This is a genomic window from Micromonospora sp. NBC_00330 (assembly GCF_036136635.1).
In the GTDB taxonomy this organism is placed as follows: Bacteria; Actinomycetota; Actinomycetes; order Mycobacteriales; family Micromonosporaceae; genus Micromonospora; species Micromonospora salmantinae.
On record NZ_CP108012.1, the window covers coordinates 260222 to 274418 of the forward strand.

The following is a 14197-nucleotide window of genomic DNA, read 5'->3' on the forward strand; positions in this document are numbered from 1 at the left end:
GAACCCGTCCAGGTAAGTCCGATTTAGCGCATAGAGTGCCGATATCGTGGGATGTCCTCACCGGAGGAAAGACGGAAATGATCCTCGTGGAACGCAGTGCGCACGTGGCGGCGCCAATTGAAGTGGTCTGGGATGTCGTGCAGCGGGCCGAGCAGTTGCCGGCCTGGCTGGCCGGGGTCCGAGCGGCCGAAGTGCTCTCGGGAGAGGGCTTCGGGCGGCGACAACTCGTCCAGGCTGGGCGCGGCTCGGCGCATGAGGCCGAGGTGATCGCCTACCAGGAGCCGACGCTGATCGGCTGGCGGGAACGGGCCAGGGGTGCTGGATCTCGGGCGGAAGCGCGCACCGAGATCTACGTCCAGCTCACCGGAGACGAGGAGGAGGGCGGGACCATCGTGCGCCTCATCGTGGTCCGCTGGCCGGCCGGCCCGGTCAAGGCGGCCATGCTGCGCCTCGGACTGCGTCGGGTCGGCGCCGACCTGGAGGACTCGCTGGCCCGGCTCACCGACCTGGCCGCCGTCGGCTGACGAGCGCCCATCCTCCCGGCGTCACCCGCGACGGCGGTGGTCCGGATCCCCGCCAGGGCCCCGGACCACCGCCGCTCCGTACACCGAAAAGGGCCCGGCGCTGATGCGCCGGGCCCTCCTCAGTGGTGCTGGATCAGCTGTCGCCACCGGTCTCGCCGACCGGGGCGGCGTTGACGTCGTCGATCGCGTACTTCTTGGCGGCCTCGGCCGGCACCGTGGTCGCCACCGCGCCGCTGCGGGCGAGCTGCCGCAGCGTGGCCACCACGATCGACTCCGCGTCGACGTGGAAGTGCCGGCGCAGCGCGTGCCGGGTGTCCGACATGCCGAAACCGTCGGTGCCGAGCGACGTGTAGTCGCCGGGTACCCAGCGGGCGATCAGATCCGGTACCGCGCGCATGAAGTCGCTGACCGCGATCTTCGGCCCGTCCGCCTCGGCCAGCTTCTGCTGGATGTACGGAACCTTCGCCTCGGCGCCCGGGTTGAGCAGGTTGTACTCCTCGGTCTCCACCGCGTCGCGGCGCAGCTCGGTCCAGGAGGTCACCGACCAGACGTTGGCGCCCACCCCCCAGTCCTGGGCGAGGAGCTGCTGGGCCTTGAGCGCCCACTGCATCCCCGTGCCCGAGGCGAGCAGGTTGGCCTTCGGGCCGTCGACCTGCGGTGCCGGCGAGTAGCGGTAGATGCCCTTGAGCAGGCCCTCCACGTCCACGTCGGCCGGCTCGGCGGGCTGAAGCGTCGGCTCGTTGTAGACCGTCAGGTAGTAGAAGACGTTCTCCTGCGCGTCCCCGTACATCCGGTGCAGACCCTGCTCCAGGATGTGCGCGATCTCGTACGCGAACGCCGGGTCGTACGCGACGACGGCCGGGTTGGTGGCGGCGATCAGCAGCGAGTGCCCGTCCTCGTGCTGAAGGCCCTCACCGTTGAGCGTGGTCCGACCCGCTGTGGCGCCGAGCAGGAAGCCCCGGGCCATCTGGTCGGCCGCGGCCCACAGCCCGTCGGCGGTCCGCTGGAACCCGAACATCGAGTAGAAGATGTACATCGGGATCATCGGCTCGTCGTGCGTGGCGTACGCCGAGCCGGCAGCGGTGAACGAGGCCACCGAACCGGCCTCGTTGATCCCCTCGTGCAGGATCTGCCCGGAGGTCGACTCCTTGTACGACAGGAACAGCTCCCGGTCGACCGAGGTGTAGCGCTGGCCGTGCGGCGAGTAGATCTTCGCGGTCGGGAAGATCGAGTCGAGACCGAAGGTGCGGGCCTCGTCCGGGATGATCGGCACCCAACGCTTGCCGAACTCCTTGTCCTTCATCACGTCCTTGAGCAGACGGACGAAGGCCTGCGTGGTGGCCACCTTCTGCTTGCCCGAGCCGCGCTTGATGTCGGCGAACCGCTCTGGGCCGGGGATGGCCAGCCGCTTCGTGCTGGTCCGCCGGGACGGCAGGTACCCGCCGAGCTGCTCGCGCCGCTCCTTGAGGTACGCCAGCTCCTCGGACTTCTCGCCCGGGTGGAAGTACGGCGGCAGGTAGGGGTTGTCCTCCAGCGCCGAGTCCGGGATGTCCAGGTAGAGCCGGTCGCGGAAGGTCTTCAAGTCCTCCAGCGTCAGCTTCTTCATCTGGTGGGTCGCGTTGCGGCCCTCGAAGTGCGAGCCGAGGGTCCAGCCCTTGATCGTCTTCGCCAGGATGACAGTGGGCTGACCGGTGTGCTCGGTGGCCGCCTTGTAGGCCGCGTAGAGCTTGCGGTAGTCGTGCCCACCCCGCTTGAGGTTCCAGATCTCGTCGTCGCTGAGCGGCTCGACCATCTTGCGGGTCCGTGCGTCACGGCCGAAGAAGTGCTCCCGCACGTACGCGCCGGACTCCGCCTTGTAGGTCTGGTAGTCACCGTCGGTCGTGGTGTTCATCAGGTTGACCAACGCGCCGTCGGTGTCCGCGGCGAGCAGCGGGTCCCACTCACGACCCCAGACGACCTTGATCACGTTCCAGCCGGCACCCCGGAAGAACGCCTCCAGCTCCTGCATGACCTTGCCGTTGCCCCGGACCGGGCCGTCCAGCCGCTGCAGGTTGCAGTTGATCACGAAGGTGAGGTTGTCCAGCTCCTCGCGGGCGGCGACGCCGATGGCGCCGAGCGTCTCCGGCTCGTCCATCTCGCCGTCGCCGAGGAACGCCCAGACGTGCTGCTGGGAGGTGTCCTTGATGCCGCGGTGCTGCAGGTACCGGTTGAACCGGGCCTGGTAGATCGCGTTCAGACCGCCGAGGCCCATCGAGACGGTGGGGAACTCCCAGAAGTCCGGCATCAGCCGAGGGTGCGGGTACGAGGGCAGCCCACCACCGGGGTGCGACAGCTCCTGGCGGAACCCGTCGAGCTGGTGCTCGCTGAGCCGCCCCTCCAGGTACGCCCGCGCGTACATGCCGGGGGAGGCATGACCCTGGTAGAAGATCTGGTCGCCACCGCCCGGGTGGTTCTTGCCCCGGAAGAAGTGGTTGAAGCCCACCTCGTAGAGCGACGCCGAGCTGGCGAAGGTGGAGATGTGCCCGCCGACGCCGATCTCCGGGCGCTGCGCCCGGTGCACCAGCATGGCGGCGTTCCACCGGACGTACGCCCGGATTCGCCGCTCGACGTGCTCGTCACCCGGGAACCAGGGCTCGCGCTCCGACGGGATGGTGTTGATGTAGTCGGTGGTGGTCAGGGGCGGAACCCCGACCTGGCGCTCACGGGCCCGCTCCAGCAGGCGCAGCATGACGTAGCGGGCGCGTTTGGCCCCGCGTTCGTCGATGACACCGTCAAGCGACTCGACCCATTCGCTTGTCTCTTCAGGGTCGATGTCCGGAAGCTGGCTCGGTAGGCCGTCGCTGATCACCGGGCGCTTGCGTTCCGTAGCCACAGGCGTTCCCTCGGTTGTGTGTGGGATAGGTCTCTAGCGCCATCCTGCCCCCTGGTGGCACCCGTCGTCACGTCTAGGTCCCCCCGACGCGATGCTGAACACAGGTACTCGCCGGTAACTTAGCGCGACGACAGTGTGGAACCTGAGCGGTTTGACCGTCACTCCTACCGTTGCCGCCATGAACGGACGCCGTGTCGCGGTCGCCGCGAGCATGATCGTTGTGGGGGTGGTCGGCCTGGTCATCGGCGCTGTCACCCTCGCCGCCGGCAACCTGCCGATGGTCGGACTGGTGGCCCTCGGCGCCCTGGTGGCCGTGCTCGGCGCGGGCCTGCTGCGCGACGCGATCCGCGCGGCCCGTCCGAGCGGCCAGGACGGCCGTCGTCGCCGTCGCCCGGACTCGGACGGCGGCGGGTACGGCTTCTACCCGATGCCCGCCGGGGACGCCGGGAGCGGGCACGTCGGCCGCCAGCGGGACGGCGACCACGACAGCTCCGACGATCCGGAGCCGGCCAGCGGCAGCGGCGACTCCGGGGGAGGCTGGTCCGGCTGGGGCTGGTCCAGCGGTGACTCGGGTGGCGGCTGGTCCGGCGGTGACTCCGGTGGCGGCTGGTCCGGTGGCGGCGACTCTGGCGGCGGTGGCGGCAGTTCCTGACCGCACCCTGCGGCAGAATGCGACGTATGCGCAGCGACGTGATCACCGTCCAGACCGGGTCCCGGCCGACCGTCCGGGACATCACCGCCGAGGCCCAGCAGTTCGTCTCGGGCGAGGGCGACGGCCTGCTGCACGTCTTCGTGCCGCACGCCACCGCCGGCCTGGCGATCATCGAGACCGGGTCGGGGTCCGACGACGACCTGCTCAGCGCCGTGGACGACCTGCTCCCCACCGAGGATCGCTGGCGGCACCGACACGGCTCGCCCGGCCACGGCCGCGACCACGTGCTGCCGGCGTTCATCCCGCCGTACGCCACGCTGCCGGTGCTCGGCGGTCGACTGGCGCTCGGCACCTGGCAGTCGATCTGCCTCGTCGACACCAACGGCGACAACCCGACCCGCCAGGTCCGCTTCTCCTTCCTCCCCGGCTGATCACGTTCCCTGTCGGGCGCCGCCGCCGTCCCGCCTCAAGATCCGCACAACTTCCCCGAAACTGCTGCCTCAGCGCGTGGCGAGGCAACACGTTCCCTGATGTTGCGCGGATCTTGAGGCGTAGGGCGGGTTACGGGCGGGCGGTCTCCTGCTGGACGGTCTGCTGGCCGGGATCCGCGGATGGCGTGGCAGTGCGGGCCGCTGACGGAAGCGGGTTGTCCGCCGTCTGGTGCAGGCCGGGCACGCGGTCCTCGATCACGAACGAGGCCCGCGTGTACGCGGGCGCGTCCGGCCGAGTGACGTACGGCAGTACGTCGAAGTCGGCAGTGAGCTGCCCCGGGGTGATCGTCGTGCGGACGTACCCCCGCAGGTTGTTCTGGAAGCGCAGGTGCGGGTTGAACGCGAACCACGGGTGCGAGCCGGAGACCGAGTCCGCGCCGTCGCCGGTCGAGGTGATCGACGAGCAGACCAGCTCGGTGCCGACGGTGCGTGAGGTCGGGTCGGCGTAATCCAGCTTGAGGTCGCTGGCCCAGTGCGCGTGCACGTCGCCGGTCAGCACCACCGGGTTGCGTACCCCGGCGCCGAGCCAGCCCCGGGTGATCCGGTCCCGGGAGGCGACGTAGCCGTCCCAGGCGTCCATGCTGGTGACGGTGAGCGGCCCGGCGTTGTTGTCCCGCTGGGCGAAGAAGACCTGCTGGCCCAGGATGTCCCACCGGGCGTCCGAACGGCGGAAGCCGTCCAGCAGCCACGCCTCCTGCTCCGCGCCGGTGATGGAACGGCCCGGGTCCGATGCCGCCGCGCAGTCCCGGTAGCCGTCGCCGCAGGCCTGGTCGTCGCGGTACTGCCGGGTGTCGAGCATGTGGAACGTGGCCAGCCGCCCCCAGCGCACCCTCCGGTAGAGCTGCATGTCGATGCCCCGGGGGATCGAGGCGCGTCGTAGCGGCATGTTCTCGTAGTACGCCTGGAACGCCGCCGCCCGACGCGCGGGAAACTCGGGGTCCGGCGCCTCGGGCACCTCGTCGGCCCAGTTGTTCTCCACCTCGTGGTCGTCGAACACCACCACCCAGGGCGCCACCGCGTGCGCCGCCTGCAGGTCGGTGTCGGTCTTGTACTGGGCGTGCCGCTGCCGGTAGTTGGCCAGCGTCCGCGTCTCCGGTCCCTCATGGTCACGCGGGTTGCCACCCGGGACGTTGTACGTGTCCGGGGCGTATTCGTACTGGTAGTCGCCCAGGTGCAGGATCAGCTCCGGCTCGGTCTCGGCGAGGCGGCGGTAGGCGGTGAAGTAGCCGTGCTCGTACTGGGAGCAGGACGCGAAGCCCATCGCCAGGGCGGCCGGCATGCTCGACGGCGAGGGAGCGGTGCGAGTGCGCCCGATCGGCGAGAGGTGTCGCTCGGCGCGGAACCGGTAGAAGTATTCGCGCCCGGGCAGCAGGCCGGCCAGTTCCACGTGCACGCTGTGCGCCGAGCGGGTGCGGGCGACCGCGACCCCACGGCGCACCACGTGCCGGAACCGCTCGTCGGCGGCCAACTCCCAGTGCACCGGCACGTCGCGGTCCGGCATGCCGCCGAGGCCGTCCTCGGCCAGAGGTTGCGGGGCCAGGCGGGTCCACAGCACGAACCCGTCGTGGTCGGGGTCGCCGGAGGCGACACCGAGGGTGAACGGGTAGGTCAGCGGCCGGTGGGCCGCCGCCGCGCCGGCCGCCACCGGCAGCCCGGTAACCGCGCCCGCGGCGCCGAGTGCGGCGCCGGACAGCAGGATGGTACGTCGGGACAGTGACACGAAATCCTCCCCAGAATCCGATCTCTCGTGACCAGGGGAGCCTCGCGAGCGTTGGTGGCCGGGAGGTGACGGCGAGGGCCCCGGTCCGTCGCCGGCAGTCGAACACCGATGATCGCGGTCGATCCGTCCCTGCCGGGCTCCGGTCCTCGGCGAGGAGTGTGATCGCTGACCTGGGCGGCCAGATGGCGTGCGTACGATGTGGCGGTGGCGCAGCAGGTCGGTCCCGCAACAGGTGAGCCGGTGGACCGCGCCGGCCTCGCGGTCGACGTGGTGCGGCGGATGGCGCACGTCACCGCCGCGTTGCGACACCGGCAGGATTCCGCGTTCGCCGAGTTGGGGCTCACCCCGGCGGCGGCCCGGGCGCTGCGGGAGTTGGACCCGGACCACCCGCTGCCGGCCCGGGACCTCGCCGGTCAGTTGGGTTGCGACAGGTCGAACGTGACGGTGCTTGTCGACAAGCTGGAGCAGGCCGGGCTGGTCGAGCGCCGCACCGACCCGACGGACCGGCGGCAGAAGACGCTGGTGGTGACCGAGGACGGTCGCGTCGTGCGGGCCCGGGTGATCGAGGTGATGTCCGACTCCCGACTCCTGTCCGGGCTGAGCGACGAGGAGCTGAGCACCCTTCGTGACCTGGTCTGGAAGGTGTCCGACGGCGGTTGTCCGGAGTCCCTCGGGCCGGAGTGAGCGCACCCCCGCCGGCCGTGTCCCACTGGGCGAGCAGGGCTTCCGTCGGTAATGCTGTCCGACGTGACCACCCCGCAAGATCTCGACGACCGGTTCCGGGAGACGCTGGCGGCGCTGCCTGCCGCCGAGCGGCGGCGTGACCCCGCCGACCCGGTCACCGACGATGCCCCGCTGACCGGCGCGCAGATGCTGGACCTGTTCGACGCGCAGGTGACCAGCCGGCAACTCGACCTGGCCGGCCGCTGGCTGCGCAGCTTCGGGGAGGGTTTCTATACCATCGGCTCGGCCGGGCACGAGGGCAACGCCGCTGTCGCCGCCGCGCTGCGTCCCACCGATCCGGCGCTGCTGCACTACCGCTCGGGTGCCTTCTACTGCCTGCGTGCCGCTCAGTTCGCCGCCGACCCGACGCTGGCCACCGACGCCGAGCCGTCCGCCGTCCCGGCGCGAACCGTCGACCCCGACCAGGACGCCGACCGAGAGCGGGCCGTTGGCGCCGTGCGGTCCGCCGACGGTGAGTCGACAGTCGACGACGCGTCGACCAGTGAACCCGAGTCGGCAGCCGATCCGCAGGTGTCCGAATCGGAGCCGGCCGGCATTGAAGCGACATCGGCGACCGGGGCCGCCAACGGGTTCGCGGCGTACGCCGACGCGGCCCGGGACGTGCTGCGCGGGATGGTCGCGTCCAGCCTCGAACCGATCGCCGGGGGCCGGCACAAGGTGTTCGGCCGTGCCGACCTGGCCATCGTGCCGACCACCTCGACCATCGCCTCGCACCTGCCCCGCGCGGTCGGAATGGGACTGGCGGTGGAGCGGCTGCGCCGGCTGGACAGCGCCGGACGGCGTACCGGGGCCGGGGTGCGGGTCGGCAGCGGCGCGGGCGCCACGCACGCCCCCTGGCCACCGGACGCCATAGTGGTCTGCTCCTTCGGCGACGCCTCGGTCAACCACGCCAGCGCCACCGCCGCCTTCAACACCGCCGGGTGGTACGACCACGCCGGGCTGCGGATTCCGGTGCTCTTCGTCTGCGAGGACAACGGGCTGGGCATCAGCGTCCGCTCGCCGGAGGGCTGGGTCGAGGCGACCCTGCGGGCCAAGCCGGGCATCCGCTACTTCAGCGCGGACGGCGCCGACCCGGTGCGGACGTACGAGGTGGCGGCGGAGGCCGCGGCCTGGGTACGCCGCAACCGGCGGCCGGCCGTGCTGCACCTGCGCACCGTACGGCTGATGGGGCACGCCGGGGCGGACGCGGAGTCGGCGTACCGGAGCCCGGCCGAGCTGGCCGAGGACCTGGACCGGGACCCGGTTGCCGCCACCGCGCGGCTGCTGGTGGACGCCGGCGTGGCGACCGGCGAGGAGCTGCTGGCCCGGTACGACGAGACCGGCTGGCAGGTACGCCGGCTGGCCGAGGAGGTGCTGGGCGAGCCGAAGCTGGCCTCCGCGGCCGACGTGGTGTCGGCGCTGGCCCCCCGACGTCCGGTGCGGGTGGCGCGGGCGGTGGCCGACGCCGCGGCGCGGGCCAGCGGACCGGGCGCGGGCGCCCGGGCGGAGGCGTTCGGCGGGAAGCCGCCGGAGCTGGCCGGGCCGATGACCCTGGCGCAGAGCATCAACGCCGCGCTCGCCGACGGGATGCTCGACCACCCGCAGATGGCGCTCTTCGGCGAGGACGTGGCGGCCAAGGGCGGCGTGTACGGGGTGACGAAGGGGCTGCGCGACCGGTTCGGGGCGGCCCGGGTCTTCGACACCCTGCTCGACGAGACGTCGGTGCTCGGGCTGGGCCTCGGTGCCGGGCTGGCCGGGATGCTGCCGGTGCCGGAGATCCAGTACCTGGCGTACCTGCACAACGCCGAGGACCAGCTGCGCGGTGAGGCGGCGACCATGCGGTTCTTCTCGCAGGGGGCGTTCCGCAACCCGATGGTGGTACGGGTGGCGGGCCTGGCGTACCAGGAGGGGTTCGGCGGGCACTTCCACAACGACAACTCGGTGGCCGTACTCCGGGATGTGCCCGGTCTGGTGGTCGCGGTGCCGGCGCGGCCGGACGATGCCGCGCCCATGCTGCGGACCTGTCTGGCGAGCGCGGCGGTGGACGGCAGTGTCTGCGTGTTCCTGGAACCCATCGCGCTCTACCACACCCGCGACCTGTACACCGATGGTGACGGGGAGTGGTTGGCCGGCTATCCGGAGCCGGGCGGGTGGGTGGCCGGGCACGTGCCGATCGGGCGGGCCCGGGTCTACCGGGTCGGCTCGGCGGACGACCTCACCATCATCACCTTCGGTAACGGGGTACGGATGTCGCTGCGGGCCGCGGCCGTCCTCGCGGAGGAGGGGGTGGGCACCCGCGTGGTCGACCTGCGCTGGCTGGCTCCGCTGCCGGTGGCCGACATCATCCGGGAGTCCTCGGCGACCGGCCGGGTGCTGGTGGTGGACGAGACACGCCGCTCCGGCGGGGTCGGCGAGGGTGTGATCGCCGCGTTGGTCGACGCCGGATATGTCGGTGCCGCACGTCGAGTGGCAGGAGTTGACTCGTTTGTACCATTAGGTCCGGCAGCACGTCACGTACTGGTCTCCGAGGAAGCCATTACCGACGGTGCCCGTACGCTGCTGGCACGGTAAATTCCGTTCCACCCGGTGCGCCACTTGCGCGCGGAGGCACAACTGTGTGGACTTTGCCTGACGGCGTCGCAGCGACGTCGCGAGCAGGGACGAGATGAGGAGGCACGCGACAGTGAGCGCGACCGCTGGTCAGGCCGCCGACGGGGTACGCAGCCTGGCGGACCGGTTCGGAATCGAACCGGGGATGGTCGTCATGGAGATGGGGTACGACGACGACGTCGACCAGGATCTCCGAGACGCCCTGACCGACCGCTGTGGAGATCTGGTCGACGAGGACACCGACGAGGTGGTCGACGCGGTGCTGGTCTGGTACCGGGACGGCGACGGTGACCTTTTCGAGCTGCTCGTCGATGCCCTCGGCCCGCTGGCCGACAACGGCGTCGTGTGGCTGCTCACCCCGAAGGCGGGGCGTGAGGGGCACGTCGAGCCGAGCGAGGTCGCGGAGTCCGCGCCCACCGCCGGCCTCCAGCAGACCTCGACCGTCAACGCCGGCCGGGACTGGAGCGGCGCCCGTCTGGTGCTGCGTCGAGGGGCCAAGGCCAAGAAGTAGCCAGCGCCGCTCCGCTCGCCCGACGGTCCGCCCACCGCCGGGTAGCAGGCTGACGCCGTCACCCGACTCGACGCGAGGAGAGTTCGCATGCCCATCGAGGTTGGTGCCGAAGCACCCGACTTCGTGCTCAAGGACCAGAACAACCAGGAGGTCCGCCTCTCGGACTTCCGGGGCAGGCGCGCCGTGCTGCTGGTCTTCTACCCGCTCGCCTTCACCGGCACCTGCCAGGGCGAGTTGGGCGAGGTGCGCGACAACCTCGGCGAGTACGTGAACGACGACGTCCAGGTGCTGACCGTCAGCGTCGACTCGGCCTACAGCCACAAGATCTGGGCCGACCGCGAGGGCTACCAGTTCCCGATGCTCGCCGACTTCTGGCCGCACGGTGCCGTCGCCCAGGCGTACGGGGTCTTCAACGACGTGGCCGGCTTCGCCAACCGGGGCACCTTCGTCATCGACAAGACCGGGGTGGTCCGCTTCGCCGAGATGAACGGCCCGGGCGAGGCCCGCGACCAGCACGGCTGGCGCAAGGCCATCGCCGAAGCGACAAACTGACCGGGGTACGCCGTGCGCCCGGGTCGGTGGCGGGCAGGTAAACTTGCCAGCCACCGGCCCGCCACACGGGCGATCCGGGCGCGTAGCTCAGTGGGAGAGCACCCGCCTTACAAGCGGGGGGTCGCAGGTTCGAAACCTGCCGCGCCCACAACCCCCCTCCGACCAGGCAGGACGTCGAGGGCGTGCAGCCTTGCGGGCACGTTCACGGTGCCGGCCGGTCCGGCCACCCTGTGCCTCGGCTCCGATGCCCGCCGCACGCCAGCTCGCCTCGGGTCGAAAGGCGCCGCCCGTGCCGTCCGACGGTTCCGTAGCCACGCCACCGCCGACATCAGCAACGTAAGCACGACAACCATCCGCAGCGTGGTGATGACGGACTGCGGGCCCGACCCGTACAGCAGGGCACACTGCCCGAGCCCGACGGCGAACACCACCCGGACGGTGCTCATCGACCGGAGCGCGAACAGTTCGGCGGCCCCCATTGCCGCGCCAAGGAGCAGGGCGATCAGCAGCAGCCCCACTGGCCCGTAGTAGGCGACCACTGTTCCGAGGATCGTCGGCAGCCAGTCGACGTGCTGACTCAGCCCGTGCGCTGAGTCGATGTACGACTCTTCGCTGCGCTGCTCCAGGCTGCGGTTCCCCAGCTTTCCGGGGGCCAGGAAACTCGGGACGAGCATCGCGAGGTTGTTCCCGACGGTTTCCAGCCCGACGGGTTGCCCGGCGCCGCGCAGTCCGTCGAAGACCAAGGCACCGAAGGTGTTGCCGTCGAACCGGTAGACAACATCGTTGAGGATCGCTTCGCGGCTTTCCTCGGTGTGGATTCTCGCCGCGCCGTCGATGAGGGCCTCCGCCCGCTCACCGCCGCCCTGTCCTGCGTTGAACACTTCTCGGCCGGCGACCGCGCGGGTGGACGAGATCAACGCCGTGAAGGCGGCGACGACCACCAAGACCAATGCCACCTGCCGCCGGGATGGTCGCAGGCCATGCACGGCCGCGCCGACCAGCGTGAGAACAGCAGCGAAAACGATCATCGAGCGGGTGCCCGCCAACGCGAGTAGAGCCCCCTGTACCGCCAAAACCGGCACAAGCCACCGCATGCCCCACCTGACCACAAACACCGCGCCAATGATCGCGACCACTGGCACCAGGAACTCGCCGGCCAGGTCCACGAGGACGCCACCGCGTTCGGGGACGTCTCCCTCAGTGGCCCCCGGTGCGAGGGGTTGCAGCGCACCCTTTCCCTGGCTGGTGGCCACGAGCAGCGGCATCGCCAGCAGCAGCAGCCACGGCAGGCGCAACCGCGCCAAACCGACCTCATGGTGGGCATGGGCGGCCGGTTTGACGCGCCGCGACCGGACCACGAACAGCCCGTACGCGAGCGCGTAGCAGGCGACGGCGGCGGAGACGAGCAACATCCAGTCGTCGATCAGCCGTTGGTCGACGTAGGTGCGGAAGAAGTTGCGGCCAGGCCACACCGCTTGCATCACCTCTGTGACCCCGTGGAAGACGACAGCGGCCAGCAGCATCAGGGCGCCCGGCCGTCGCAGCCACTCACCCCGGATAGTGGCGTGGACCCACGCCACTGCCACCGCTTGGACGAACACGCCCACCATCACTGACACGGTCACGTCTGGTATCCCCGCTCCTGGCACTCCACGGCTTTGGGCGGCACGCATCAGCTCCGAGCACGTGGCCGCCGCACTACCCAACGCGCAGTCCAGCGGTGACGTAACCGTGGCGGGACATTTGGCGCATATCATCCCCCATTCGTGCCGCGTGGCGTCCTCGACACGGCGAGTTGAAGAGGGAGGCCGGTACGGAACGGATGGTCGGCCCGGACGACGCGTACCGCATGGTGGTGATCACGTCTGGCACCCAGAAGGGTCGCGGTCACGCCCCGCCCGGTACCCCGGTGCCGCTGTACGCCGACAGTCAGCTGGTGAAGCCGCCGTCCACGTTCACCACCGCACCGGTCACGTAGCCGGCCTCGGGGCTGGCCAGGTGCGCGACGGTGGCCGCGATGTCGGCGGGGCGCGCGTACCGGCCGACGGCGGTGAATCCGCTGATCGCCGCCGCGTTCGGTCCGTCCGCCGGGTTGGCGTCGGTGTCCGTCGGCCCGGGGTTGACCAGGTTGACGGTGATGGCCCGTGGGCCCAGTTCACGGGCCAGGCCCCGGGTCAGCCCGACCAGGGCGGTCTTGCTCATCGCGTAGAGCGTCAGCCCGGGAAAGACCGCCCGTTCACCGACGTTGCTGCCGATGCTGATGATCCGTCCGCCGTCGCCCAGGTGCCGCAGGGCCGCCCGCGCGGCGACGTACGGTGCCCGGATGTTGACCGCGATGGTCTGCTCCATCTCTGCCGAGCCGAGCTCGTCCAGGGCGCCGACCAGGAACACCGCGGCGTTGTTCACCAGGATGTCCAGCCGACCCAGTTCGGCGGCTGCCCGGTCGACCGCGCCTCGCACGGCGGCCGGGTCGGCGCCGTCCGCCTGGATCGCCAGCGCTCTGCGGCCCAGCGCCTCGATCTGCTTCACCACTGTCGCGGCCCGCGCGGCGTCCTGCCGGTAGGTCAGCGCCACGTCGGCCCCGTCCTGTGCCAGGCGCAGCGCGATGCCGGCTCCGATGCCCCGGGAACCGCCGGTCACCAAGGCGACCTTGTCGTTGAGTGTCGTCGTCATGCAAACGATCATCTGGCCGCGCAGCCCTCCCGTCTGGCGGCCATCGGACGTCTCGTTCCGACCGCAAGGTCCGATACCCGCGATCGCTCGACGGCCTGCGGACCCCGCGGGCGCCATGATCCGCGCAACGTCACGGATCCTGCTGCCTCACCAGGCGACGAGACAGCAGGATCACCGAAGTTGCACGGATCTTGCGAGGTGGGGGAGGGTGGGGCGAGCGATTCGGGGAGCGTGGTCGTGGAATTGGCAGGCATTGGCGCGGTGCTGTTCGACATGGATGGCACCCTTGTCGACTCCGACGCCGCCGTGGAGCGGGCCTGGGAGCGGTGGGCCGCCGAGTACGCCGTCGACCCGGCGTCGGCGTTGGCGATCGCGCACGGCAGCCCTGCCGACCGGACCATCCGCCGGCTGCTGCCCGCGCTCGACGAGGCCGCGGTCGCCGCCGCCGCGGCACGACAGCTCGCGTTACAGTACGACGACCTGTCCGACGTGACGGCCACCCCCGGGGCGCACGAACTACTGAACACGCTGGCCCGGCTGGGGTTGCCCTGGGCGGTGGTGACCAGCGCCGACACGCGGCTCGCCGAGGCCCGGCTCGGTGCCGCCGGCATCAAGGCGCCGGTGCTCGTCACAGTGGAGGACGTCAGCGTCGGCAAGCCGGACCCGGAGGGCTACCTGCGGGGCGCGGCGCTGCTGGGCGTACCCGTGGCGCGGTGCCTGGTCGTCGAGGACGCCGAGGTCGGCCTGCGGGCCGGTCGGGCGGCCGAGGCGATGACCGCCGCGCTGAAGGGCCTCGACGGCGACCTGCGTCTGCACGACCTGGCCCAACTGGCGCACCAACTGGAGTCGACGCCGTCGGCACCCTGACC

The 14197-nt window shown here is 71.0% G+C and carries 12 protein-coding genes and 1 tRNA gene; 10 read left to right on the forward strand and 3 right to left on the reverse strand.

Annotation, left to right across the window (positions count from 1 at the left end; translation table 11 throughout):
* Positions 1-77 precede the first annotated feature (77 nt).
* The gene (locus tag OG598_RS01270) at positions 78-524 is read left to right on the forward strand and encodes an SRPBCC family protein (protein WP_238680317.1); all 447 of its coding nucleotides are present in this window, start codon (positions 78-80) and stop codon (positions 522-524) included.
* 133 nt (positions 525-657) lie between these two features.
* On the opposite strand, the gene aceE is transcribed toward OG598_RS01270, so the two are convergent.
* Positions 658-3396 carry a pyruvate dehydrogenase (acetyl-transferring), homodimeric type gene (gene aceE, locus OG598_RS01275; RefSeq protein WP_328652681.1) on the reverse strand — a complete coding sequence of 913 codons (2739 nt, stop codon included), beginning with the start codon at positions 3394-3396 and terminating at the stop codon, positions 658-660.
* Between the two features lie 178 nt (positions 3397-3574).
* On the opposite strand from aceE, the gene OG598_RS01280 reads away from it, so the two are divergent.
* Both OG598_RS01280 and OG598_RS01285 read left to right on the forward strand, forming a co-directional pair.
* Positions 3575-4048, forward strand: coding sequence for a hypothetical protein (locus tag OG598_RS01280; RefSeq protein WP_328652682.1), 474 nt, complete (start codon positions 3575-3577; stop codon positions 4046-4048).
* 26 nt (positions 4049-4074) lie between these two features.
* A complete protein-coding gene (locus tag OG598_RS01285; RefSeq protein ID WP_328652683.1) occupies positions 4075-4479 on the forward strand; it encodes a YjbQ family protein in 405 nt (134 codons plus the stop codon).
* 130 nt (positions 4480-4609) lie between these two features.
* On the opposite strand, the gene OG598_RS01290 is transcribed toward OG598_RS01285, so the two are convergent.
* Entirely contained in the window at positions 4610-6259 is a 1650-nt protein-coding gene (locus OG598_RS01290; RefSeq protein ID WP_328652684.1) for an alkaline phosphatase D family protein, read from the reverse strand.
* A gap of 279 nt (positions 6260-6538) precedes the next feature.
* On the opposite strand from OG598_RS01290, the gene OG598_RS01295 reads away from it, so the two are divergent.
* From OG598_RS01295 to OG598_RS01325, 6 genes are all read left to right on the forward strand, one after another.
* Entirely contained in the window at positions 6539-6943 is a 405-nt protein-coding gene (locus OG598_RS01295) for a MarR family winged helix-turn-helix transcriptional regulator (RefSeq protein ID WP_328655238.1), read from the forward strand.
* Positions 6944-6994: 51 nt separating this feature from the next.
* Complete coding sequence (locus OG598_RS01305; RefSeq protein ID WP_442931445.1) at positions 6995-9553, forward strand: thiamine pyrophosphate-dependent enzyme; 2559 nt, start codon at positions 6995-6997, stop codon at positions 9551-9553.
* A 112-nt stretch (positions 9554-9665) separates the two neighbouring features.
* Entirely contained in the window at positions 9666-10103 is a 438-nt protein-coding gene (locus tag OG598_RS01310; RefSeq protein WP_030330240.1) for a DUF3052 domain-containing protein, read from the forward strand.
* A gap of 87 nt (positions 10104-10190) precedes the next feature.
* Entirely contained in the window at positions 10191-10655 is a 465-nt protein-coding gene (locus OG598_RS01315; protein WP_328652685.1) for a peroxiredoxin, read from the forward strand.
* A gap of 76 nt (positions 10656-10731) precedes the next feature.
* Positions 10732-10803 (forward strand) — tRNA-Val (locus tag OG598_RS01320).
* A gap of 562 nt (positions 10804-11365) precedes the next feature.
* Entirely contained in the window at positions 11366-11710 is a 345-nt protein-coding gene (locus OG598_RS01325; RefSeq protein ID WP_328652686.1) for a hypothetical protein, read from the forward strand.
* A gap of 874 nt (positions 11711-12584) precedes the next feature.
* Here OG598_RS01325 and OG598_RS01330 read toward each other — a convergent pair.
* Positions 12585-13328, reverse strand: a complete 744-nt coding sequence (locus tag OG598_RS01330) for an SDR family NAD(P)-dependent oxidoreductase (RefSeq protein ID WP_328652687.1) — start codon at positions 13326-13328, stop codon at positions 12585-12587.
* A gap of 237 nt (positions 13329-13565) precedes the next feature.
* Here OG598_RS01330 and OG598_RS01335 point away from each other — a divergent pair, with 237 nt between their 5' ends.
* Positions 13566-14195, forward strand: coding sequence for an HAD-IA family hydrolase (locus OG598_RS01335; protein ID WP_328652688.1), 630 nt, complete (start codon positions 13566-13568; stop codon positions 14193-14195).
* Positions 14196-14197 lie beyond the last annotated feature (2 nt).

Excerpts from the sequence above, each read along its gene's own strand:
- OG598_RS01270 (WP_238680317.1), top strand. The coding sequence starts at position 78 with ATGATCCTCGTGGAACGCAGTGCGCACGTGGCGGCGCCAATTGAAGTG.
- OG598_RS01280 (WP_328652682.1), top strand. The coding sequence starts at position 3,575 with ATGAACGGACGCCGTGTCGCGGTCGCCGCGAGCATGATCGTTGTGGGG.
- OG598_RS01285 (WP_328652683.1), top strand. The coding sequence starts at position 4,075 with ATGCGCAGCGACGTGATCACCGTCCAGACCGGGTCCCGGCCGACCGTC.
- OG598_RS01295 (WP_328655238.1), top strand. The coding sequence starts at position 6,539 with ATGGCGCACGTCACCGCCGCGTTGCGACACCGGCAGGATTCCGCGTTC.
- OG598_RS01305 (WP_442931445.1), top strand. The coding sequence starts at position 6,995 with ATGCTGTCCGACGTGACCACCCCGCAAGATCTCGACGACCGGTTCCGG.
- OG598_RS01315 (WP_328652685.1), top strand. The coding sequence starts at position 10,191 with ATGCCCATCGAGGTTGGTGCCGAAGCACCCGACTTCGTGCTCAAGGAC.
- OG598_RS01330 (WP_328652687.1), bottom strand. The coding sequence starts at position 13,328 with ATGACGACGACACTCAACGACAAGGTCGCCTTGGTGACCGGCGGTTCC.